This is a genomic window from Acidihalobacter sp., from assembly GCF_037381185.1.
Lineage (GTDB): Bacteria > Pseudomonadota > Gammaproteobacteria > DSM-5130 > Acidihalobacteraceae > Acidihalobacter_A.
On sequence record NZ_JARRQY010000008.1, the window covers coordinates 27,296 to 49,152 of the forward strand.

At 66.3% G+C, this 21,857-nt stretch carries 19 protein-coding genes and 1 pseudogene; 10 read left to right on the top strand and 10 right to left on the bottom strand.

Annotation, left to right across the window (positions count from 1 at the left end; all coding sequences use genetic code 11):
- Positions 1-47: 47 nt before the first annotated feature.
- From hpnE to hpnC, 3 genes are all read right to left on the bottom strand, one after another.
- Positions 48-1,346 (bottom strand): hydroxysqualene dehydroxylase HpnE, encoded by a 1,299-nt coding sequence (gene hpnE, locus P8014_RS04040; RefSeq protein ID WP_337816022.1) that lies wholly within the window; start codon positions 1,344-1,346, stop codon positions 48-50.
- The gene (gene hpnD, locus P8014_RS04045; RefSeq protein WP_337816023.1) at positions 1,343-2,212 is read right to left on the bottom strand and encodes a presqualene diphosphate synthase HpnD; all 870 of its coding nucleotides are present in this window, start codon (positions 2,210-2,212) and stop codon (positions 1,343-1,345) included. The genes hpnE and hpnD overlap by 4 nt, the downstream gene beginning before the upstream one ends.
- A gap of 65 nt (positions 2,213-2,277) precedes the next feature.
- The gene (gene hpnC, locus P8014_RS04050; RefSeq protein ID WP_337816024.1) at positions 2,278-3,153 is read right to left on the bottom strand and encodes a squalene synthase HpnC; all 876 of its coding nucleotides are present in this window, start codon (positions 3,151-3,153) and stop codon (positions 2,278-2,280) included.
- A gap of 64 nt (positions 3,154-3,217) precedes the next feature.
- On the opposite strand from hpnC, the gene P8014_RS04055 reads away from it, so the two are divergent.
- Positions 3,218-3,610: a PilZ domain-containing protein gene (locus P8014_RS04055; protein WP_337816025.1), complete on the top strand. Its 393-nt coding sequence runs from the start codon at positions 3,218-3,220 to the stop codon at positions 3,608-3,610.
- Positions 3,611-3,633: 23 nt separating this feature from the next.
- On the opposite strand, the gene P8014_RS04060 is transcribed toward P8014_RS04055, so the two are convergent.
- From P8014_RS04060 to P8014_RS04070, 3 genes are read right to left on the bottom strand one after another with little or no spacing between them, the layout of a single operon-like run.
- On the bottom strand, positions 3,634-4,935 hold the full coding sequence (locus tag P8014_RS04060; protein WP_337816026.1) for a TRAP transporter large permease subunit: 1,302 nt from the start codon (positions 4,933-4,935) through the stop codon (positions 3,634-3,636).
- Positions 4,932-5,471, bottom strand: coding sequence for a TRAP transporter small permease (locus P8014_RS04065; RefSeq protein WP_337816027.1), 540 nt, complete (start codon positions 5,469-5,471; stop codon positions 4,932-4,934). The genes P8014_RS04060 and P8014_RS04065 overlap by 4 nt, the downstream gene beginning before the upstream one ends.
- A 3-nt stretch (positions 5,472-5,474) precedes the next feature.
- Positions 5,475-6,554 (bottom strand): TRAP transporter substrate-binding protein, encoded by a 1,080-nt coding sequence (locus P8014_RS04070; protein WP_337816028.1) that lies wholly within the window; start codon positions 6,552-6,554, stop codon positions 5,475-5,477.
- A 252-nt stretch (positions 6,555-6,806) separates the two neighbouring features.
- Here P8014_RS04070 and P8014_RS04075 point away from each other — a divergent pair, with 252 nt between their 5' ends.
- Complete coding sequence (locus P8014_RS04075) at positions 6,807-10,427, top strand: hydantoinase B/oxoprolinase family protein (protein ID WP_337816029.1); 3,621 nt, start codon at positions 6,807-6,809, stop codon at positions 10,425-10,427.
- Positions 10,424-10,933: a winged helix DNA-binding protein gene (locus P8014_RS04080; protein ID WP_337816030.1), complete on the top strand. Its 510-nt coding sequence runs from the start codon at positions 10,424-10,426 to the stop codon at positions 10,931-10,933. The genes P8014_RS04075 and P8014_RS04080 overlap by 4 nt, the downstream gene beginning before the upstream one ends.
- A 16-nt stretch (positions 10,934-10,949) precedes the next feature.
- On the opposite strand, the gene P8014_RS04085 is transcribed toward P8014_RS04080, so the two are convergent.
- The 3 genes from P8014_RS04085 to ubiG are packed head-to-tail and all read right to left on the bottom strand — an operon-like array spanning position 10,950 to position 13,348.
- Positions 10,950-11,945: a serine/threonine protein kinase gene (locus P8014_RS04085; RefSeq protein WP_337816031.1), complete on the bottom strand. Its 996-nt coding sequence runs from the start codon at positions 11,943-11,945 to the stop codon at positions 10,950-10,952.
- A gap of 16 nt (positions 11,946-11,961) precedes the next feature.
- The gene (gph, locus tag P8014_RS04090; RefSeq protein WP_337816032.1) at positions 11,962-12,645 is read right to left on the bottom strand and encodes a phosphoglycolate phosphatase; all 684 of its coding nucleotides are present in this window, start codon (positions 12,643-12,645) and stop codon (positions 11,962-11,964) included.
- Positions 12,638-13,348, bottom strand: a complete 711-nt coding sequence (gene ubiG / locus P8014_RS04095; RefSeq protein WP_337816033.1) for a bifunctional 2-polyprenyl-6-hydroxyphenol methylase/3-demethylubiquinol 3-O-methyltransferase UbiG — start codon at positions 13,346-13,348, stop codon at positions 12,638-12,640. The genes gph and ubiG overlap by 8 nt, the downstream gene beginning before the upstream one ends.
- A gap of 164 nt (positions 13,349-13,512) precedes the next feature.
- Here ubiG and P8014_RS04100 point away from each other — a divergent pair, with 164 nt between their 5' ends.
- The 5 genes and pseudogenes from P8014_RS04100 to P8014_RS04120 all read left to right on the top strand — a co-directional run bounded on the left by P8014_RS04100 (position 13,513) and on the right by P8014_RS04120 (position 16,468).
- Positions 13,513-13,884 (top strand): VOC family protein, encoded by a 372-nt coding sequence (locus P8014_RS04100; RefSeq protein WP_337816034.1) that lies wholly within the window; start codon positions 13,513-13,515, stop codon positions 13,882-13,884.
- Between the two features lie 2 nt (positions 13,885-13,886).
- Entirely contained in the window at positions 13,887-14,135 is a 249-nt protein-coding gene (locus tag P8014_RS04105) for a nuclear transport factor 2 family protein (protein WP_337816035.1), read from the top strand.
- A gap of 231 nt (positions 14,136-14,366) precedes the next feature.
- Positions 14,367-15,566, top strand: a complete 1,200-nt coding sequence (locus tag P8014_RS04110) for an amino acid aminotransferase (RefSeq protein WP_337816036.1) — start codon at positions 14,367-14,369, stop codon at positions 15,564-15,566.
- Between the two features lie 118 nt (positions 15,567-15,684).
- Positions 15,685-15,837 (top strand): annotated as a pseudogene (locus tag P8014_RS04115) (quinone oxidoreductase); the annotation flags it as partial.
- Positions 15,838-15,973: 136 nt separating this feature from the next.
- Complete coding sequence (locus P8014_RS04120) at positions 15,974-16,468, top strand: zinc-binding dehydrogenase (protein WP_337816037.1); 495 nt, start codon at positions 15,974-15,976, stop codon at positions 16,466-16,468.
- Positions 16,469-16,511: 43 nt separating this feature from the next.
- Here P8014_RS04120 and P8014_RS04125 read toward each other — a convergent pair whose 3' ends face one another.
- Entirely contained in the window at positions 16,512-17,849 is a 1,338-nt protein-coding gene (locus tag P8014_RS04125) for a TRZ/ATZ family hydrolase (RefSeq protein ID WP_337816038.1), read from the bottom strand.
- 80 nt (positions 17,850-17,929) lie between these two features.
- On the opposite strand from P8014_RS04125, the gene mtnA reads away from it, so the two are divergent.
- Complete coding sequence (gene mtnA / locus P8014_RS04130) at positions 17,930-18,961, top strand: S-methyl-5-thioribose-1-phosphate isomerase (RefSeq protein WP_337816039.1); 1,032 nt, start codon at positions 17,930-17,932, stop codon at positions 18,959-18,961.
- A 324-nt stretch (positions 18,962-19,285) separates the two neighbouring features.
- Positions 19,286-21,853: a DNA gyrase subunit A gene (gene gyrA / locus P8014_RS04135; protein WP_337816040.1), complete on the top strand. Its 2,568-nt coding sequence runs from the start codon at positions 19,286-19,288 to the stop codon at positions 21,851-21,853.
- Positions 21,854-21,857 lie beyond the last annotated feature (4 nt).

The window sequence follows — 21,857 nt, forward strand, 5'->3', positions numbered from 1 at the left end:
TGGCGAAAAGCTTAGCGCGCCTCACCGGGTGCGGGCAATTGAGTGGTTCAGCCGGCTGCGGCGAGTCGCTGCGCACAATCCAGCCCGCTGCGTACCGCTCCTTCGAGCGTGGCGGGCAGCCCGGTGTCGAGATGGTCGCCGGCAAGCCACAAACCGTGTACCGGCGTTTGCGATGCCGGGCGCAGAGCTTCGGCGACCGGCGTGGCGGCGAAGGTGGCACGTCTCTCGCGCACGACCCAGGCGCTGCGGGCATGTCCGAGCGAGGGGAAGTGCTGGCCGAGCTGGTGCTGCGCGGTGGCGGCCAGGGTTTCGTTGTCGAGCGCCATGTGGGGACCCGAGCCGCTGATCACGCCTGCGAAGAGCCCGGGTTCGCCACCGAGCCCGCGGTCGAAGATCCACTGCAGCGGGCCGCCGAGCAGGCCCTGCATCGCGGTTTCCAGATAGACCTCGGGACCGTAGTCGAGATAGATCGTCGCGATGGGCAGCATTTCGAGTCCGGTCAGGCGCTCGGCGATCTCGGAGGTTTCGGCATGCGCGGCGAGCAGGCGGGCGCTGTCGTGAGGGCCGCAGGCGAGCACGACGGTGTCGGCCTCGAGCGTTTCGCCGTTGCGTAGTTCCAGGCCCGAGATACGTCCGTCCCGGACCGAAAGGTGTCTGACGCGAGTGCCGTAGCGCGTATTCGCGCCGTGCACTCGCAGAAAGGCCGCTGCGGGGTCCGGCAGCACGCGGCCCAGCGCGCGGGAGGGGAGGTATAGCGCGGATTGTTCGGGGCCGGCGAATGCGTCCTCGAGTACGCGGTGGAACACCGCGGCCGAGGCGATTCCCGCCGGGGTATTGAGCGCGGCCAGGCACAGCGGTTCCCAGAGCTGGCGGCGCATGCGTGGAGGCTGTCCGGCGGCATCGAGCCAGGCGGAGACGGTCAGTTCGGGTGCCGGCGCACGACGTAGCCGGTGGGCCGCGCGCAGCCAGCGCCAGCGTTCGCGGAGCGTCAGTCCGCTGGCGCCGAGCAGGGCCTGGGCAAGGTGCAGACGGCCGGGCAGGCTGCCGGCACGCAAATGCAGATCACCTTCCGCTGCGTCGCGCATGCGCAGCTCCAGCGGAGTGCGTGCGAACACATCGGCCTCGCGTACACCGATGCGCGCCAGCAGGGCGCGGGTGTCGCGATAGGCGCCGAGCAGCAGATGCTGGCCGTTGTCGAAGGTACGCCCGTCGTGGCGAACGCTGCGGGCTCTTCCGCCGGCCGTCGGCGCGGCTTCGATCAGCGTGACCGGCAGGCCGCGCGCGCTCAGTTCCACGGCGGCGGCCAGTCCGGCCCAGCCGGCGCCGATTATGACGACGGGTTTCACACGGCAGGAGTCGGCTGGCGGCGGCGCAGGCGCTCCTCACGCCGTGCGGTGCGCCAGGCGAGCCACAGTTTGCGCAAGGGCGTCAGGCGGATGCGGTGTTCGAGCACGCGATAGCCGTCGCGTTCGATTTCGTCCAGCAGCCGCTGGTAGATCTCGGCCATGATCAGGCCGCTGCGCTGGGCATGGCGGTCGCCGTCCGGCAGATGTTCGAAGGCGCGGCGGTAATAGTCGCGCGCCCGGGCTGCCTGAAAGGCGAACAGTTCGCGCAGCGCATCGTCGGTTGCAGGTTTGCGTAGATCGTCGGCAGTCACGCTGAAGCGCTGGAGTTCGTCCAGCGGCAGATAGACACGGCCACGTGCGACGTCTTCTCGAACATCGCGCAGGATGTTGGTGAGCTGGAAGGCGAGGCCGAGGTCATTGGCATAGCGTTCGGTCGCCGGGTCCTGGTAGCCGAAGATGCGGGCGGCGAGCAGCCCGACTACGCCGGCCACGCGGTAGCAGTACAGGGAAAGCTCGGTGAAGCTGGGATAGGCGTCGTAGTCGAGATCCATCTGCATGCCGTCGATGATCTCGAGGAAATACTCCTGCGCCAGCCCGAAATCCGCGATGGCCGGAGTCAGAGCCCGGCTGACGGGGTGCTGCGGAGTCCCGTCGAACAGACGCCCGATCTCTTCGCGCCACCAGGCGAGTTTGGTGCGTGCGACGCCGACGTCCACGCACTCGTCGACCACGTCGTCCACTTCGCGGCAGAAGGCGTACAGCGCGGTGATGGCGCGCCGGCGCTCCTCGGGCAGGAACAGGAAGCTGTAGTAGAAGCTCGAACCGCTGCGCGCCGTTTTCTGCTGGCAGTACTCTTCGGGGGTCATGCCTTGGTCTATGGTGATGCGGCTGGTCAGTGTAACGCCTGAAAACGATTCATGGCAGGCGGGCTTCAAGCGCCGCCGGCGCGGCCGAATGCTCCTCGCAGGATCGCCATGCGGTCGGCCAGGTTCAAGCGGGGGCGGGTGAACACGTCGTCGGATTGCCGGCGCAGACGATACAGAATGCGCGCTCCGCCGACGATGATCGCGCGCACTTCCAGGCCCATGCGCCCGGGCAGACGGCTGCCGAGCGGGGCGCCCGAGCGCAGCAGGCGGTCGGCGCGGGCGTACTGATGTTGCATCAGCCGATAGAGCCCGGGGGAGTTGCGCCGCGCGCCGATGTCATCGGGGGCGACGCCGAAGCGCTGCAGTTCGTCCAGCGGCAGGTACAGGCGTCCGCGCTGCGCGTAGTCCTCGTGCAGATCCTGGTAGAAGTTGATCAGTTGCAACGCGCTGCATACGGCGTCCGAACGGGCCAGGTTCTCCGGCGTGGCCTGTCCGCCAAGCTGCAGCAGCAGACGTCCGACGGGATTGGCCGAACGGCGGCAGTAGTTCATCACTTCGCCGAAGTCGGCGTAGCGCCGCTTGTGCACGTCCTGCAGGAAGGCATCGAGCAGGGCGTCGAGCTGTTCGGACGGAAGCGCGTGGCGGGCGATCGCGTCGGCCAGGGCGATAAACACCGGATCGTCGGCTTGTGGGCGGCCTTCGGCGGCCAGCTGCAAGCGGTGTCGATAGGCTTGCAGCGCCGTGGTGCGCTCGTCCTGGTCGAGTTGGCCCTCGTCGGCCAGGTCGTCCGCGTGGCGGGCGAAGGCATAGATGGCGGCGACCGGTTCGCGCAACTTGCGCGGCAGCAGCCGGGAGGCGACCGGGAAATTCTCGTAGTGCGAGCGGGCCAGCGCGGTGCAGTGGCGGTAGGCGTCCGCGACGGCGGCTGGATCGGAAATCATATGTCGCGTCTCTGCAGGTCAGGCGTTACTCTACGCGATGAGGATGCCACTTGGGAGATAAGGCATGTCGGGAGAAGAGGAACATCGCTCGGTACATCGGGTGCCGTTCGTGCAGGGGGCGACGCTGCACGTGCATGGGAATGCCGTGTATGTGCGCCTGTTGGACATCTCGTTGATGGGCGCCCTGGTCGCTTCGGATGCTTCAGCGGCGGACATCGAAATCGGTGGTCCATGCGATATGCGGTTGACGCTGGGGCCGGACGTGGTGTTGGAGCTGGAAGGGGAAGTGGTGCGGGCGGCCGGTGACGGAAGCCGGCTTGGAATCCGCTGGGACAGCATGGACGTCGACAGCGCCAGCCATTTGCGCAGACTCCTCGAGTTGAACCTCGGCGACCACGATTTGATCGAGCAGGACATCGAGGCCATGTACGCCGCGCATGTGGACACCACCGACTGAGAGAGAGCCGCGCTTGCGCGCCCTCAGTGCGTCATTTGCGCGGGCAGCCAGGTCGCGATCTGCGGAAATGCGACCAGCAGCCCGACGGCCACGATCATCACCACAAAGAATGCCAAGGCGTCGCGCGCGATCTTCAGTCCGTCGCGTCCCGACAGGCCCTGCAGCACGAACAGATTGAAGCCGACCGGTGGTGTGATCTGCGCCATCTCGACCACGATGACGACGAAGACCCCGAACCATAGCAGGTCGATGTGGGCGGCTTCGACCATCGGCAGTAGAATCGCCGCCGTCAGCACGATCATGGAAATGCCGTCCAGGAACATGCCCATGAGAATGAAGAAGACCAACAATACGGCGAGCAGCGCGTAGGGCGGCAAATGCAGTGCCGAGATCGCCGCGGCGATCGCGCTTGGAATGCCGGTATAGGCCATCGTCTTGGTCAGCAGGGTGGAGCCGGCGAGAATGAAGCCGATCATCGCCGTGGTGCGCGCAGCGCCTGCAAGCGAATCTAGAAAGTTCTTCCAACTCAATGATTTTGAAAGAATCGCTATCAGCATGGCGCCGACCACGCCCAGCGCGGCGGATTCCGTCGGCGTGGCGATGCCAGCGTAGATCGAGCCGATGACGCCGACGATGAGCGCGAGCAGGGGCAGCAGGCGGGCCGAGGCACGCAGACGCTCGCCGAGTGCGGTCCGCTGCGCCGCTTGCGGCAGGCTGTGCGGGTGCAGCAGCGCCCATACGATCAGATAGCCCATGAACAGGGCTACCAGCATCAGGCCCGGCAGCAGGCCGGCGATGAACAGCCGGGCGATGGATACCTGGGCGGAGACGCCGTAGATGATCATCATGATCGACGGCGGGATGAGCAGTCCGAGAGTGCCCGAGCCGGCCAGCGAACCGAAGATGAGGCGGTCGGGGTAGCCGCGCCGGCGCAGCTCGGGGATGCTCATGCGGCCGAGCGTCGCGGCGGTGGCGGCGGACGAGCCGGAAACGCCGGCGAACAGTGCGCTGCCGACGACGTTTACATGCAGCAGCCGCCCCGGCACGCGTTCCAGCCAGGGTGCCAGCCCGCTGAATATCTGTTCGGACAGGCTGGTGCGGAACAGTATCTCGCCCATCCAGATGAACAGCGGCAGCGGCGCGAGGCTCCAGCCGGACACGGCGCTCCAGTAGGTCTGGCTCATGACCGGACCGAGTGGCGCCGAGGTGAAGAACACGATGCCGAGGCTGGCTACCGCGGTCAGCGCGAGACCCACCCACAGGCCGCCGGCAAGGAACAGGAGCAGCAGGCCGAGCAGGATGAGGCCGGTGAGTTCCAGGCTCATGCGACCTCCTTCGGTTCGGCTCCGGCGAACAGGCCGACCAGGCGGTCGAGCAGGGCGATGCTGAGTGTCGCGCTGCCGGCGAGCAGCGTCGCCTGCGGTATCCAGAGCGGGACCGGCAGCAGACCGCTGGAAACCAGGTTGTAGCGCCACGACATCCCGACCATGGCGGCGGCGTAACGGCTGAGCAGCAACATGGTAATAAGACCGATGACGATGACTGCGGCTTCGAGCAGGCGGCGCAGCGCCGGGGGGGCGCGGTCGACGAACAGGGTTACGCGGATGTGCGCGTCCGCGCGCATGGCTGCAGGAAGCCCGAGGAAGATGCTGGCCGCCACGCAGTAGCCGGCCAGCTGATCGGAGGATGGCAGGACCATGCCGAACCAGCGTGCCACCATGCCGGCCAGGACCAAGCCGGCGATCGCCAGCAGGCTGGCGGCCGAGGCGGCGAGGCTGAGCGTATACAGGCCGTCGAGAACGGCGCGGAACGCACGCCCCAGCCGCTGTCCTGCCGAGTGGGAGTGCGTTCCGTGCGTCATCCCTCAGTTGTCCGACAGGCTGGCCTGATAGTGTTCGATGACCGCTTTGCCGGCGCTTCCGGCCTTTTGCTCCCAGGCGGAGAGCATTTTCTTGCCGATGCCGTCGAGCGCAGATTTCAGTTGCGGCGTGGGCGGCGCGATGTGCATGCCGTGCGACTTCAGGACGCCCATCTTGTCGGCGTAGACCTTATGGCTGGCCGCCCAGCCGCGCTTCTCGGCCGCCTTCGCGGCGGCGAGCACGGCCTCGCGCTGATCCTTGGGCAGCGCGTCGAACATGCTCTTGTTGACGATGACCATGTCCTTGGGAATCCAGGCCTTCACGTCGTAGAAGTAGCTGACGTAGTCCCAGGCCTGCGAATTCGCGCCGGTTGCCGGTGAAGTGATCATCGCCTGCACCATGCCGGTGGAAAACGCCTGCGGGATCTGCGGCACGCTGATTTCCGTGGGAATACCGCCGCTAAGCTTGATCAACTCGGCCAGCGTGGCGTTGTAGCTGCGGATGCGCTGTCCCTTGAGGTCGGCGATGTTCTGCACCGGCTTCTTGGTGTAGAGCCCCTGCGGCGGCCACGGCACGGCGTACAGCAGCATCAGGCCCTGTTGGGCCAGCAGTTTCTCGACCGCGGGCTTTTGCGCCTGCCAGAGCTTTTCGGCCTGCGGGTAGCTGGTGGCGAGGAAGGGCATGGCGTCGAGCGCGTAGATGGGGTTCTGGTTGCTGAGATAGGACATCAGCATGTCGCCCATCGGTACGGCGCCCGAGGCGACGGAGGGGATCATCGACGCGTTGTTGGCGAGCGTACCGTCGCTGTTGACGACGATCTTGAGCTTGCCCTGCGTCATCTGCTCGACGTCCTTGGCGAACGCGCGGTCGTTCTGGCTCAGGAAGTTCTGGCTGGGGTAGGGGACCGCCAGGTTCCAGGTGGTTGCCGCCTGTGCGGATGCGATGCCTCCGAGGCTGGCGAACATGCCGAACAGAACCGTCGCGAGGGCGCGCCCCCGCCTGTTGGAACGCCGATGGAGGGCGGTTGGGGCATCTGCGCCGAGGCGCGTTGTATCGGAATCCTGCGGTACAGCAACGTTATCCATGGAACTGTCCTCAATTGCGGGTAGCGGATTGAAACGCCAAATCTGCCGACTCTCCATTTTCGCGGAGCGGTCCCGGATCGATGTCCTGGCCGCCACGTCTTGTGTTGTTGTCGCGGTTCGAGATTCCATTAACGTTGATAATTTGTCAATGTTTTGTCATCAATGTGTATTATCGACTTGCCGCCAGAAATAGCGATATACCGGCAAGTCTGGCCTGGATGGAGTTCGCCGCTTTTTGAGAGGGTCGTTTTGATGGAGAGCCAAGAGGCACGCTGGCAGTTCTGGATTGACCGCGGCGGCACGTTCACCGACATCGTCGCGCATGCGCCGGACGGGCGTCTGCTGAGCCACAAGCTGCTCTCCGAGAATCCGGAGGCCTATGCCGATGCGGCGGTGCAGGGCGTCCGCGAGCTGCTCGGCATCGCGGCCGGCGAGGCGATTCCCGGCGAGCGCATCGACGCAGTGAAGATGGGTACGACCGTGGCGACCAACGCGCTGCTCGAGCGCAAGGGCGAGCCCACGCTGCTGCTCATCACGCAGGGCTTTGCCGACGCGCTGCGCATCGGCTACCAGGCGCGTCCGCGCCTGTTCGAGCGGCATATCGTGCTGCCCGAACTGCTCTATGCGCGCGTCGAGGAGATGCACGAGCGCGTCGATGCGGCCGGCAGCGTCTTGCGGCCGCTGGACGAGGATGACGTGCGCGCGAAGCTAGAACATGCCTTCGCCGACGGGCTGCGCGCCGTGGCCGTGATCGGCCTGCATGGCTATCGCCATCCGCAGCACGAGCGGCGTGCGGCGCAGATTGCCCGCGAGATCGGCTTTACGCAGGTCTCGGCCAGCCACGAGGTCAGTCCGCTGATCAAGCTCGTCGGGCGTGGCGACACTGCCGTGGTGGACGCCTATCTGTCGCCGATTCTGCGCCGCTACGTCGAACGGGTGGCGGGCGAGCTGAATGGCGTACGCCTGCAGTTCATGCAGTCGCACGGGGGGCTGACCGACGCGGCGTTGTTCCAGGGTAAGGACGCGATTCTTTCCGGGCCCGCGGGCGGCATCGTCGGTGCCGCGCTGACCGCGCGCCAGGCCGGCTTCGCCAGGCTGGTGACCTTCGACATGGGCGGCACCTCGACCGACGTGGCGCATTACGACGGCGAGTACGAGCGCGCCTTCGACACGCTGGTCGCCGGGGTGCGCATGCGTGCGCCGATGATGCAGATCCACACCGTAGCGGCCGGCGGCGGTTCGCTGTGCCGCTTCGACGGCAGCCGTTACCGCGTCGGCCCGGAAAGCGCCGGCGCCGATCCGGGGCCGGCCTGCTACCGGCGCGGCGGCCCGCTGACCGTGACCGACTGCAACGTCATGCTCGGCAAGCTGCAGCCGGCTTTCTTCCCCGGCATTTTCGGCCCCGGCCGTGACCAGCCGCTGGACGACGCGGCGGTGCGCGTCGCCTTTGCCGAACTGGCCGACGAAATCCACGCCCGGACCGGCGACACGCGCGCTCCGGAAGAGGTCGCGGAGGGGTTCCTGCGCATCGCGGTGGAGAACATGGCCAACGCGATCAAGAAAATTTCCGTGCAACGCGGCTACGACGTGACCGAGTATGCGCTGGTCGCCTTTGGCGGCGCCGGCGGGCAGCACGCCTGCCTGGTCGCGGACGCGTTGGGCGTGCGTACCGTACTGCTGCACCCCATGGCCGGCGTGTTGTCGGCCTACGGCATGGGGCTGGCCGACGTGCGCGCGCTGCGCGAGCGTTCCATCGAGGCGCCGCTGACGGCACAGTCGCTGCCGCAGATCGCCGCCGCGCTGGATGTCATGGCGGAGGAGGCCGCGGCCGAATTGCGCGAACAGGATATTCCTGACGCGCAGATCGCGGTGCAGCGACGTGTGCACCTGCGCTACGAGGGTTCGGACAGCGCGTTGGAAGTGGCGTTCGACGCCGCGCCGGAACGGATGCAGGCGGATTTCGAAGCCGCCTACCGCAAGCGTTTCGGCTTTCTGATGTCCGGCAAGACTCTGGTGGCGGCTGCGGCTCTGGTGGAAGCTTCCGGGCGGCACTACGAACTGCCGGCCGCCGCGCTCGCCGCGCAGGCGGGAACGGCGGAACCGCTGGCGCGGGTGCAGACCTACATGGCCGGCGCCTGGCGCGAAACGCCGGTCTACGACCGCGAACACATCGCCGCGGGGCAACGCCTCGACGGTCCGGCAATCCTGCGCGAGGCGACGGGCACTACCGTGGTCGAACCGGGCTGGCAGGCGGAGATGAGCGCCATCGGTAACCTCGTGCTGTGCCGCGTCGAGGCGCCCACGCGGCGCGAGGCCATCGGTACGCACTGCGACCCGGTGATGCTGGAGGTGTTCAACAATCTGTTCATGTCCATCGCCGAGCAGATGGGGTTTGCGCTGCAGAACACCGCGTACTCGGTGAACATCAAGGAGCGTCTGGACTTCTCCTGTGCGATCTTCGACGCCGAGGGCCAGCTCATCGCCAATGCGCCGCATATGCCGGTGCATCTGGGCTCGATGGGCGAGAGCGTGCGTGCCGTCATGGCTGGCAATCCGGCGATGCGTCCGGGCGACGTGTACGCGCTCAACGACCCTTACCACGGCGGCACCCACCTGCCGGACATCACCGTGGTCACGCCAGTGTTCGACACGGCGGGCGAGCGGGTGCTGTTCTACGTGGGTTCGCGCGGGCACCACGCCGACGTCGGCGGGCGCACGCCGGGCTCCATGCCGGCCGATTCGCATACGCTGGCCGAGGAGGGCGTGCTGCTCGACAACTTCAAGCTGGTCGACGGCGGCGTGCTGCGCGAGGCTGAACTGCGCCGGATTCTGACCCGCGGACCCTGGCCGGCGCGCAATCCGGAGCAGAATCTGGCCGACCTGCGCGCGCAGGTCGCGGCCAACGAGAAGGGTGTGCAGGTGCTGCGGCAGATGGTCGCGCACTTCGGCCTGGAGACCGTGCAGGCCTATATGCACCACGTGCAGGACAACGCCGAGGAGTCGGTGCGCCGCGCCATCGACGTGCTGCACGATGGCGCCTTCGAATACGAGCTGGACGACGGCGCCAGGATCGCCGTCGCCGTGCGCATCGACCGTGCCGCGCGTGCGGCGACCATCGACTTCAGCGGCACCACTGCCCAGCGCGACAACAACTTCAACGCGCCGCTGGCGGTGTGCCGCGCGGCGGTGCTCTACGTCTTCCGTACCCTGGTCGACGACGACATCCCGATGAACGAGGGCTGTCTCAAGCCGCTGCGGCTCGTCGTGCCGGAAGGCTGCATGCTCAATCCGCGCCCGCCGGCAGCGGTGGTGGCGGGCAACGTCGAGACCAGCCAGGCGATTACCGATGCGCTGTACGGCGCGCTCGGCGTGATGGCAGCGGCGCAGGGCACCATGAACAACACGACCTTCGGCAACGCCGAGCATCAGTACTACGAAACCGTGGCCGGTGGCACCGGCGCGGGGCCGGACTTCGACGGCACGGATGCGGTGCAGTCGCATATGACCAACTCGCGGTTGACCGATCCGGAGGTGCTGGAGCTGCGCTATCCGGTGCTGGTCGAGGAGTTCGCCATCCGGCGTGGTTCGGGCGGGTGCGGGCGGCATCATGGTGGCGACGGCGTGCGCCGGCGGCTGCGCTTTCGCGAGGACATGGAACTGGTGATCCTCGCCAACCGGCGCCGCGTGCCGCCGTTCGGCCTGGCCGGCGGCGAGTCCGGCCGGCCGGCACGCAACTGGATCGAGCGGGCGGACGGCAGTGTCGAGCCGATGGGCGCCTGCGACCGCCGCATGGTCGGTGCGGGCGACCAGTGGGTGCTCGAAACGCCCGGCGGCGGCGGCTATGGCGAAGCGGACGAGGAGGGGACGGCATGACGCGCGAGCGCATCGTATCTTCGGAGCATCTGGTATCCGAGCAGGCGGCGGAGCTGAGCGAGTATGAGTACGGCCTGATCGTCGCCGGCAACGCCTTCAACCGCTGGATGGTGCGCTGCATGGCGGTGGCGGGCTATCCGGATTTCAATTCCACCGACGTACTGGTGCTGCACACCGTCAATCACCGTGGCCGAGACAAGCGCCTGACCGACATCGGCTTCACGCTCAACATCGACGATGCGCACATCGTCAATTACGCGCTGAAGAAACTGCTCAAGGCGGGCCTGGTTGAAGCGGAAAAGCGCGGCAAGGAGCGTTTCTATCGCACCACCGAGCGCGGCAGCGAGGTGTGTCAGCGCTATCGCGAGGTACGCGACGCCTGTCTGGTCGACGCCTTCTCGGCGATGGGGCCGGTGGAGAAGGGCGCGGTGTCCGATGCGGCACAGCGTCTGCGCGCGCTGTCCGGGCTCTACGATCAGGCGGCGCGGGCGGCCACCAGCTACTGAGCCGTCCGCGCAGTCCTCATGACGCCTGCAGGACGGGTTCGAGCAGGCGCAGCCGTTGTTCGCGCAGGGTCAGGATCTGTTCCTCCCAGTAGCTCAGGGTGTTGAACCAGGGAAACGCCTTCGGGAACGCGGGGTCGCTCCAGCGCCGCGCCAGCCAGGCGGCGTAGTGCAGCAGACGCAGGGTACGCAGCGGTTCGATGAGCGCCAGTTCGCGGCGGTCGAATTCGTGGAATTCCTCGTAGCCGGCCAGAATCTCGCCGAGCTGGCGCTGCATGTCGGCGCGCTCGCCGCTGAGCAGCAGCCAGATGTCCTGTACGGCAGGACCTGAGCGGCTGTCGTCCATGTCGACCAGGTGTGCGCCGGCGTCCGTCCACAGCACGTTGCCGGCGTGGAGATCGCCGTGCAGCCGCAGCGCGCGGTACGGCGTGGCGGCGAAGCGGGCCTCCACCTCCTCCATCAGCTCCGTTGCGAGGTCGCGGTACTGCCCGACGTATTCGGCCGGCACCGCATCGTGCTTCAGCAGGTATTCGATGCTGTCGCGGCCGAAGCCCTGCGGCGTCAGCGTCGGTCGCTCGTGAAATGCCCGTGCCGCGCCGACCGCATGGAGGCGGCCGAGGAACTGGCCGAGCCGGTATTGCGTGTCCGGGTCTCCCAGTTCGGGGGCATGCCCGCCGCGCCGTGGGAACAGTGCGAAACGAAAGCCCGCGTGACTCAGCAGAGTGTTGCCGTCTGCGTTCGCGAGCGGTGCCACGACCGGAATCTCCAGTTCCGCCAGTTCCAGCGAGAAGGTGTGTTCCTCGAGGATCTGCGCATCGCTCCAGCGCCCGGGGCGATAGAACTTGGCAATCATGTGTCCGGTCGTTTCCTCCCCGACCATGTAGACGCGGTTCTCGTAACTGTTCAGCGCCAGCTGCGTGCCGGTAGGGCGGTAGCCTGCGGCCTCGATGGCGTCCAGCACGACGTCGGGAGTCAGCGAGTCGTAAGGGTGCGGGGACGAGAGAGACGAAGTCACAAAGGATTTTGCCGGATCAATAACATGCTCTTGCGTCGGGAGTGAAGCAGGCGAGCATGTCGAGCGGTCGTTCGAGCGCGATGTCGGCGCCCCAGGCTTCGGGGCGGTCCGCGGCGTCGATATAGCCCCAGTTGGCGATCGCGGTGCGCATGCCCGCGGCCTGGCCGGCCATGATGTCCCGTTCCGCGTCGCCGATGTACAGACAATCGGTGGCGGCCAGCCCGCATAGCCGGGCGGCGTGCAGCAGCGGCGCCGGATGCGGCTTGCGCTGGGACAGCGTATCGCCGCTGACGATGCAGCGGCTGCGCTGATGAAGACCCAGGGCCTGCAGCAGGGGATCGGTGAGAAATCCGGGCTTGTTGGTCACGATGCCCCAGACGATGCCGTTGGCGTCGAGGGAGTCGAGCACTTCGCCCATGCCGGGGAACAGGCCGGTGCCTTCGCTCAGGCGGGTTTCGTAGATATCGAGAAAGCGCTGGCGCAGGGTGTCGATACGCGGCTGCGGCAGGTCGGCCCCGAATCCTATGAGGATAAGCCCGAGGCTGCCGTGCGAAACGTGGCCGCGCGCTCTGTCATACGGAACGGCAGGCAGCCCTTCCTCGTCGAGCAGGGCGTTCAGCGCGCCGATCATGTCCGGCGCGGTGTCGAGCAGCGTTCCGTCGAGATCGAACAGAACGCCGCGCAGTGCCGTATCAGGCACGGGCAGCGTGCACGAGGTAGTTGACCGAAACGTCGTCGCCCAGACGGTAATCATGCGTCAGCGGGTTGTAGCTCATGCCGCTGAGATGGGCGGTCTCCAGGCCCGCGCTGCGGATCGCCGTGTCGAGTTCGGAGGGGCGGATGAACCTCTGGTACTCGTGGGTTCCGCGCGGCAGCAGGCGCAGGAGGTATTCCGCGCCGACGATGGCGAACAGGAAGGATTTGGGATTGCGGTTCAGGGTCGAGAAGAAGATGTGTCCGTCCGGCTTGGCCAACGCGGCACAGGCGCGCACCACCGACTCGGGGTCCGGTACGTGTTCGAGCATTTCCATACAGGTGACCACGTCGTAGCTGGCGGGTTCGTGTTCGGCCAGTGCCTCGACGGTGATCTGCTGGTAGTCGACGTGCACGCCGCTTTCCAGGCCGTGCAGCTTGGCGACAGACAACGGCGCTTCGCCCATATCGATGCCGGTCACTTTGGCGCCGCGCGCCGCCATGGATTCGGACAGAATGCCGCCGCCGCAGCCGACGTCGAGCACGCGCTTGCCCTTGATGCCGTCCGAGTGGGTTTCGACGAACTCCAGGCGCAGCGGATTGATTTCGTGCAGGGGACGGAATTCGCCGTCGGTATCCCACCAGCGATGGGCGAGTTCCTCGAATTTGCCGATCTCGCGGGGATCGACATTGGCTTGGGCTTCGGTCATGTGTGCATCGTGCGTCGGTATGTGGCGAGAAGTTTAACACCGCCGCCTATGTGTGGCGTGTCGTCTGCGATGACGGTTCGATGCGTTCATGAAGCCGCGATGAGCTTGCCCTAGAATCAATCGCAGCACACGTTCATTCGGATTTCATGGAAGGGGCAGAGCACATGATCATCGATCACATTGGATTTACGGTTGCGAACCATGAAAAGAGCAAGGCCTTCTACACGCAGGCCCTGGCGCCTTTGGGCATCACCCTGGTGATGGAAGTTCCGGGCTGGACAGGATTCGGCAGGAACGGCAAACCCGAGTTCTGGTTCGGTGAAGGAGGTGCGAAACAGCGGCCGATGCATATCGCCTTCACAGCGGAGAATCGCGCGCAGGTGCGCGCCTTCTACGATGCCGCGCTGGCGGCCGGAGGACGGGACAACGGCGCGCCGGGCATTCGCGAAATCTATCATCCCGACTATTACGGAGCCTTCGTGTTTGACCCCGATGGTTACAACATCGAAGCCGTCTGTCATATGCCGGAACCCTGAAGATGGCGCCGATGGGAGAGGCCGACGCCTCCGGCGAGGCGCTGGAGCGCGCTACGCTCGGGCGCGAACTGGAGGAGGTCCTGCTCGATCCGGTATCGCGCAAGAGCGGTCGGGCGGAGGCGCTGTTGGCGGACGATTTCGTCGAGTTCGGCGGCTCCGGCCGGGGCTTCGACAAGGCGCGGATACTGGCGTCGTTGGGCAACGAACAACCCCCACAAGGCGGCTGTCCGAGTTCAGGCTGCGCCTGCTGACGGCGACGGTGGCGCTGGTGACTTGCCGAGCGCATCGCAGTTCGGATGGTGCGTTCTCTCTGCGCAGTTCGGTCTGGCGCCGGGATGAACGCGGCTGGCGGATGGTTTTTCACTAAGGTACGCCGTGCGCAGGGGAAGCGGGCGGAAAATGACGGCCGTATCTGCAGCAAAGGCGGCCCGAAAAGGATTATCCTTTGTCATCCATTCATCATCCGCGCTGCGAGTTCCGTCATGTCCCTGCTTTCTTCCGTCGAATTGGCCCCCCGCGACCCGATCCTGGGTCTCAACGAAGCGTTTGCCGCCGATAACCGCACCGGCAAGGTGAATCTTGGCGTAGGCGTGTACTACGACGCCCAGGGCCGCATTCCGCTGCTGCGGGCCGTGCGCGAGGCCGAACGCATGCGCATCGAGGCGGCGCAGCCGCGCGGCTACCTGCCGATCGACGGTCTGGGCACTTACGATCAGGCCGTGCAGAAACTGCTGTTCGGCGCCGATTCGGCAGAGGTTGCCGCAGGACGCGTGGTCACTGCGCAGTCGCTGGGCGGCACTGGTGCGCTGAAGGTCGGCGCGGATTTTCTCAAGCGCCTGCTGCCCGAAGCCAAGGTCGCCATCAGCGATCCGAGCTGGGCGAATCACCGGGCGATCTTCGAGGGCGCCGGTTTCGAGGTCGTGTCCTATCCCTATTACGACGCCGCCACCCATGGCGTGAACGTCTCCGGCATGCTGGACGGCCTGCGGGCGCTGGAGCGGGGCAGCATCGTGATCCTGCATGCCTGCTGCCACAATCCGACCGGTGTGGATCTGAGCCTCGAACAGTGGGCGCAGGTGATCGAGGTGCTGCGCGAGCGCGAGCTGGTGCCGTTCATGGATATCGCCTATCAGGGTTTCGGCGACGGCAACGACGAGGACGCCGCCGCCGTGCGCCTGTGCGCCGAGAGCGGGTTGTCGATGTTCGTTGCCAATTCGTTCTCGAAGTCGTTCTCGCTGTACGGCGAGCGTGTCGGCGCGCTGTCTGTGGTGACCGGCGATGCCGACGAAGCCAAGCGCGTGCAGTCGCAGCTCAAGCGCATCATCCGCGCCAACTATTCCAATCCGCCGACGCACGGCGCGACGCTGGTTGCGACCGTGCTCAACACGCCCGAGCTGCATGCGCAATGGGTGGAGGAGCTGGGCGGAATGCGTGAGCGCATCCGCGCCATGCGCAGTGGCCTGGTCGAGCGCATCGCTGCGAACGGTGTCCAGGGCGACTTCAGCTTCATCGAACGCCAGCGCGGGATGTTCTCGTACTCCGGCCTGACGCGCGAACAGGTCGAGCGCCTGCGCGAGGAATTCGGCATCTACGCCGTCGGCTCCGGGCGCATCTGCGTGGCGGCGCTGAACGAGGCCAATCTGGATGGCGTCGCGGCGGCCGTCGCTGCGGTCAGCGCCTGACGCCGCAATTCTGCCGTTTATCAGCCACTCCGGCCGATCGGCCGGGGTGGCTCGTTCCAGGGAGGGATGGGCCATGCCCAAAGCTATACGCATCCACGAAAACGGCGGCCCCGAAGTCATGCGCTTCGAGGAAGTCGAGATCGGCAGGCCGGGTCCGGGCGAGGTGCTGCTCAGCCAGGCGGCGGTCGGACTGAACTACATCGATGTCTATCACCGCAACGGCCTTTATCCCGTCGAATTGCCGTCGGCGCTGGGGATGGAAGGCGCCGGCCGCATCGAGGAGGTTGGCGAAGGCGTGACCGAACTCGCTCCGGGCGATCGAGTGGCCTACGCCTCGGGACCGCTGGGGGCCTACGCCGAGCAGCGCGTGATGTCGGCTGCGCGGCTGGTGAAACTCCCCGACGGCATTGACGACGGGTGTCACGGTGATCGGCACGGCCGGCTCCGACGAGAAAGCCGCGCTGGCCCAGGCGCACGGCTGCACGCATGTGATCAACTACCGGCGCGAGAACTTCGTCGAGCGCGTGCGCGAGCTGACCGACGACGCCGGCGTGCCGGTGGTCTACGACTCGGTCGGCAAGGACACCTGGGAGGGGTCGCTGGACTGCCTGCAGCCGCGCGGGCTGATGGTGTCGTTCGGCAATGCCTCTGGCCCGGTGCCGCCGGTCAACCTGGTGCAGCTCTCGCAGAAGGGTTCGCTGTACGTGACCCGTCCGACGCTGGCGCACTACACGGCGACGCGCGAGGATCTGCTCGCCTGCGCCGGCGAGCTGTTCGAGCAGGTGCTGTCGGGGGCGGTGAAGATCGAGGTGAACCACACCTATCCGCTGGCCGACGCGGCCGAGGCGCATCGTGATCTGGAAGCGCGCAAGACCACAGGGTCGACGGTGTTGCTGCCTTAGCCAGAGTTTGAGCGATCCACCCTAGCTAATCGAGGTGGATCGCTCAGGTGTTCTGGATGTCAGCAGCCCCGATCCGTGTTCCCCATTCGACCGCGTTCGCCCTGATCTCGTCGATATCGAGCTGGGTCAGCTCGCCGTCGACCAGTTGCGGTTGGCCGGCGACCCAGACATGGGTCACGGCTTCGCGGCCGGCGGCGTAGACGAGTTGGGAAACCGGGTCGTAGACGGGCTGCGTTTCGATGCGGTCGAGATCGATCGCGACCAGGTCGGCGGCCTTGCCGCATTCGATGGAGCCGATTTCGTCGCCGAGCCCCAGCGCCCGCGCGCCGCTCAGCGTGGCCATGTGCAGCGCGTCGTGCGCGGGCAGGGCATCGGCGCGGCCGGCCACGCCCTTGGCGAGCAGGGCGGCGGTGCGCATTTCGTCCCACATATCGAGGTCGTTGTTGCTGGCCGCACCGTCCGTGCCCAGCGCGACGTTGACGCCGGCCGCACGCAGCTTGGCGACCTCGCAGAAACCGCTGGCGAGCTTGAGATTGGACTGCGGGCAGTGCACCACGCTGGCGCCGCGTTCGGCGAGCAGGGCGATTTCGTCGTCCTCGAGCTGGGTCATGTGGACCGCGATGAGGTTGGGGCCGACCAGACCCAGCCGGTCGAGCCGATCCAGCGGGCGGCAGTCGTGACGCTCCAGGTGTTCGGCGACTTCGGCGGCGGTTTCATGCACGTGGATGTGCACCGGGCGTTCCAGTTCGTCGGCCAGCGTGCGGATGCGCGACAGCGGCGCGTCCGAGACCGTGTAGGGCGCATGCGGCGCGAAACAGGTGCTGATCAGCCCTTCGCCCTTGTGCGCGTCCATGACTTCGCTCAGGCCCTTGGCGATGTACTCGTCGGCTTCGCTGGCCCAGGCGGTGGGGAAGTCGGTGACGATCATGCCGATGCTGGCGCGCATGCCCAGGCCGGCGGCGATGCGGGCGGTCACCTCGGGGAAGAAATACATGTCGTTGAAGCAGGTGGTGCCGCAGCGCAGCATTTCGGCGATGGCCAGGCGTGAACCGTCGCGCACGAAGTCGGCGCCGACCCAGCGTGCCTCGGCGGGCCAGATGTGGCCGCGCAGCCATTGCTCCAGCGGCAGGTCGTCGGCCAGCCCGCGCAGCAGGCTCATGGGGGCGTGGGTGTGCGCATTGACCAGGCCGGGGATCAGTGCATGGCCGGGCAGTTCGTGGTGTACGGCATCGGCGTATTTCTGGTGCGCTTCCGCGGCCGGTAGAATGTCGACGATGCGCCGGCCGCGGATCGCCACGGCATGGTTGGTGAGTACCTGGCCGGCCGGAGCGACCGGAACGATCCAGCGCGCGCTGATAAGGGTGTCTGCGTTGTTGTCCATGCGCGCGACAATACTGAGCCTCCGCGATTGCGGCAAGCGTTGCCGCTCCGTCCATCCGCTGTTCCAAGGAGTGTTGTCACATGTCCACCGGATACGATCAGGTCCGTCCCCTGCGTTGGGAGAACGATGCGCTGTTGATGCTCGATCAGCGCCTGCTGCCGGCCGAGGAGCGCTGGCTGGAGCTGCGCGATGCCGCCGGCGTGGCCGAGGGGATTCGTTCCATGGCGGTGCGCGGCGCGCCGGCCATCGGCATTGCCGCGGCCTACGGCGCGGTGCTGGCGGCGCGCGAGGCCGGCGGCGAGTGGGCGCGTCTGACGTCCGCGCTGGAAATGCTGGGGGCGGCGCGGCCGACGGCGGTCAATCTGGAGTGGGCGCTGCAGCATATGCGGACGCTCGCCGAAGGTGTCCCGCCAGGCGAGTGGGGGCAGACACTACTGGCAGAAGCCCACGCTCTGCACGAGGCCGACGTGGCGGCCAACCGCAGCATGGGGCAGTTCGGCGGCGCCCTGATCGAGGGTGGTGCGGTGCTGACGCACTGCAACACCGGCTCGCTGGCGACCGGGGGCTACGGTACGGCGCTGGGGGTGATTCGCAGCGCCTGGGGCGATGGACGTATTACGAAAGTGTATGCCGACGAGACGCGGCCCTGGCTGCAGGGCTCGCGGCTAACTGCCTGGGAACTGGTGCGCGACGGCATTCCGGTTTCGCTGTTGTGCGAAGGCGCGGCGGCCAGTCTGCTGGCCGGCGGAGAAGTGAGCTGGGTGGTGGTGGGGGCGGACCGCATCGCCGCCAACGGCGACGTGGCGAACAAGATCGGTACCTATGGCCTCGCGGTGCTGGCGCGGCACCACGGCGTGCGTTTCATGGTGGTGGCGCCCACTTCGACGATCGATATGCAGACCACATCGGGGGCGGATATCCCGATCGAGGTGCGTGCAGAGGATGAGTTGCTGAGCTTCGCCGGTAAGCCGGTTGCGGCCGAAGGGGCCGGGGCCTGGAATCCGGTGTTCGACGTCACGCCTGCGGGTTTGATCGATGCCATCGTGACCGAGGCGGGTATTGTCGAGCAGCCGGATCCGGCGGGAATGCATCAGCTGTTTGGTTCTCGTTGAATCTGGTGGATCGCTATTCTGGCGAGAAGCGTGGACCGGTGGTTTGGAGTACGGTGCTTCCAGAGCCGCCTACGCTCCGACGCGTTGGGATGCGCTGCGCGTACCCCGGTCTATTTTTCGATAGCCGAACGTGCGGCTCGGTCGTTTGAGATGCGTCCGGTTTCGATGCCCCGGTTCTCGCGGCGCTTCCCCGGCGCTTTCGCCCCTGCCGATCCCGAATCGCTTCCTGATTCGGCTACCTGGTATTTCCTTATGCGAACGAGCTTGATTATGTCGATTGTGCTACGATGGCGGCTTGTTTTTTTAGCCAGGATTTTTGCCTGAATGGCTGAGTTCGCCAAAGAGCTTCTGTCGGTAAATCTCGAAGACGAAATGCGCCAGTCCTATCTCGATTACGCCATGAGCGTGATCATCGGACGAGCGCTGCCGGATGTCCGCGACGGTCTCAAGCCGGTGCACCGGCGCGTGCTGTTCGCGATGAGCGAGTTGGGTAACGACTGGAACAAACCGTACAAGAAATCGGCGCGCGTGGTCGGTGACGTGATCGGTAAATACCATCCGCACGGCGATACCGCGGTCTACGACACCATTGTGCGCATGGCGCAGCCGTTTTCGATGCGCTACATGCTGGTCGACGGCCAGGGTAACTTCGGTTCGGTGGACGGCGACGCTCCTGCGGCGATGCGTTACACCGAAGTGCGCATGGCGCGCATCGCGCACGAGCTGCTGGCCGACCTAGACAAGGAAACCGTCGACTTCATTCCCAACTACGACGGCTCCGAGCACGAGCCGAGCGTCCTGCCGGCGAAGGTTCCGAACCTGCTGGTCAATGGTTCTGCGGGCATCGCCGTGGGTATGGCGACGAATATCCCGCCGCACAACCTCGGCGAGGTCATCGATGCCTGCGTGGCGTTGATCGACACGCCGGAAATCGACATCGACGGGCTGATGCAGCATCTGCCCGGGCCTGATTTCCCCACGGCGGCCGTCATCAATGGTTCGCGCGGCATCGTCGAGGCCTACAAGACCGGCCGCGGCCGCATCTACCTCCGCGCCCGCTCGCACGTCGAGACCGATGCGCATTCCGGGCGCGAGGCGATTATCGTCACCGAGCTGCCGTATCAGGTGAACAAGGCGCGGCTGCTGGAGAAGATCGCCGAGCTGGTCAAGGACAAGAAGCTCGAAGGCATTGCCGAACTGCGCGACGAGTCCGACAAGGACGGCATGCGCATGGTCATCGAACTCAAGCGCGGCGAAATGCCCGAGGTGGTGCTGAACAACCTGTATCAGCACACCCAGATGCAGAACGTGTTCGGCATCAATATGGTGGCACTGGCCGACGGCCAGCCGCGCCTGCTCGATCTGAAGACGATGCTCGACGCGTTCCTGCGCCACCGCCGCGAAGTGGTTACACGGCGCACGATCTACGATTTGCGCAAGGCGCGCGAGCGGGCGCACATCTTGGAAGGCCAGGCCGTCGCGCTGGCGAACATCGACGAGGTCATCGAGCTGATCAAGGCTTCGCCGAGCCCGGCGGAGGCGAAGATCGCGCTGGTCGAGCGCGTCTGGGCTCCCGGGGCGGTCATGGACATGCTCGATCGTGCGGGCGCCGATGCGTCGCGTCCCGACGACCTCGACGACGCTTTCGGACTCAAGGACGACGGCTATCACCTCTCCGAAGTCCAGGCCCAGGCGATCCTCGACCTGCGCCTGCATCGCCTCACCGGTCTCGAGCAGGGCAAGATCGTCGACGAGTTCAAGGCGCTGCTGGAGAAGATCGCGGATCTGCTGGACATACTGTCCAATCCGGGACGCCTGATGCAGGTTATCCGTGACGAACTGACCGCGATTCGCGAGCAGTTCAACGACAAGCGCCGCAGCGAAATCGTCGCGCGCCAGATCGATCTGTCGCTTGAGGATCTGATCTCCGAGCAGGAAGTGGTGGTCACGCTGTCGCACACGGGCTATGCCAAGGCACAGCCGCTGGACAGCTATCGCGCCCAGCGCCGTGGCGGACGTGGCAAGGCGGCCACCAGCATGCGCGAGGAGGATTTCGTCGAAACCCTGTTCGTGGCCAATACGCACGATACGCTGCTGTGTTTTTCCAGCCGTGGCCGGGTGTACTGGCTCAAGGTCTACGAGCTGCCGCAGGCCGGGCGCGGCGCGCGCGGCAAACCGATCGTGAACCTGTTGCCGCTGGAAGGGGACGAGCGCATCAACGCCGTGCTGCCGACGCGCGAGTTCGAGGCCGATCGTTACGTGTTCATGGCCACCGCCAAGGGCACGGTCAAGAAAACCCCGCTGATGGACTTCTCGCGCCCGCGCAGTACCGGCATCATCGCCGTCGACTTGCGCGATGACGATCGTCTGATCGGCGTGGCGGTGACCGACGGGCAGCAGGACATTATGCTGTTCACCAGCGCCGGCAAGGCGATCCGCTTCTCCGAAGCGGACGTCCGTGCCATGGGCCGCACCGCCTGCGGCGTGCGCGGCGTACGCCTGGGAGAGGAACAGAGCGTCATTTCGTTGATCGTCGCCGATGCCGAGGCCAAGGTGCTGGTGGCGACCACGAACGGTTATGGCAAGCGTACGGCAGTGGCCGATTTCCCGCACCGCGGACGCGGTGGGCAGGGTGTCATCGCCATCCAGACCTCGGAGCGCAACGGCGCCGTGATCGGAGCGATCCAGGTGAGCGACGAGGACGAGGCCATGCTGATCACCGACGGGGGCACGCTGGTGCGCACGCCGATGGGCGACGTCTCGGTCATCGGACGCAATACGCAGGGCGTGACGCTGATCCGGCTGAGCGAAGGCGAGCGCCTCGTGCAGCTGGCGCGCGTCGAGCCTCTGGGTGAGGATGAAGCGGAAGGCGACGCCGAGGGCGATGACTGAGCGG

What these genes read in the sequence shown, in the direction of transcription:
- P8014_RS04070 (WP_337816028.1), bottom strand. Translation starts at nt 6,554, where the DNA reads ATGGATAACGTTGCTGTACCGCAGGATTCCGATACAACGCGCCTCGGC.
- P8014_RS04075 (WP_337816029.1), top strand. Translation starts at nt 6,807, where the DNA reads ATGGAGAGCCAAGAGGCACGCTGGCAGTTCTGGATTGACCGCGGCGGC.
- hpnD (WP_337816023.1), bottom strand. Translation starts at nt 2,212, where the DNA reads ATGACCCCCGAAGAGTACTGCCAGCAGAAAACGGCGCGCAGCGGTTCG.
- P8014_RS04100 (WP_337816034.1), top strand. Translation starts at nt 13,513, where the DNA reads ATGATCATCGATCACATTGGATTTACGGTTGCGAACCATGAAAAGAGC.
- P8014_RS04125 (WP_337816038.1), bottom strand. Translation starts at nt 17,849, where the DNA reads ATGGACAACAACGCAGACACCCTTATCAGCGCGCGCTGGATCGTTCCG.
- P8014_RS04065 (WP_337816027.1), bottom strand. Translation starts at nt 5,471, where the DNA reads ATGACGCACGGAACGCACTCCCACTCGGCAGGACAGCGGCTGGGGCGT.
- gyrA (WP_337816040.1), top strand. Translation starts at nt 19,286, where the DNA reads ATGGCTGAGTTCGCCAAAGAGCTTCTGTCGGTAAATCTCGAAGACGAA.
- P8014_RS04110 (WP_337816036.1), top strand. Translation starts at nt 14,367, where the DNA reads ATGTCCCTGCTTTCTTCCGTCGAATTGGCCCCCCGCGACCCGATCCTG.
- P8014_RS04060 (WP_337816026.1), bottom strand. Translation starts at nt 4,935, where the DNA reads ATGAGCCTGGAACTCACCGGCCTCATCCTGCTCGGCCTGCTGCTCCTG.
- P8014_RS04105 (WP_337816035.1), top strand. Translation starts at nt 13,887, where the DNA reads ATGGCGCCGATGGGAGAGGCCGACGCCTCCGGCGAGGCGCTGGAGCGC.
- mtnA (WP_337816039.1), top strand. Translation starts at nt 17,930, where the DNA reads ATGTCCACCGGATACGATCAGGTCCGTCCCCTGCGTTGGGAGAACGAT.
- hpnC (WP_337816024.1), bottom strand. Translation starts at nt 3,153, where the DNA reads ATGATTTCCGATCCAGCCGCCGTCGCGGACGCCTACCGCCACTGCACC.
- ubiG (WP_337816033.1), bottom strand. Translation starts at nt 13,348, where the DNA reads ATGACCGAAGCCCAAGCCAATGTCGATCCCCGCGAGATCGGCAAATTC.
- P8014_RS04080 (WP_337816030.1), top strand. Translation starts at nt 10,424, where the DNA reads ATGACGCGCGAGCGCATCGTATCTTCGGAGCATCTGGTATCCGAGCAG.
- P8014_RS04055 (WP_337816025.1), top strand. Translation starts at nt 3,218, where the DNA reads ATGTCGGGAGAAGAGGAACATCGCTCGGTACATCGGGTGCCGTTCGTG.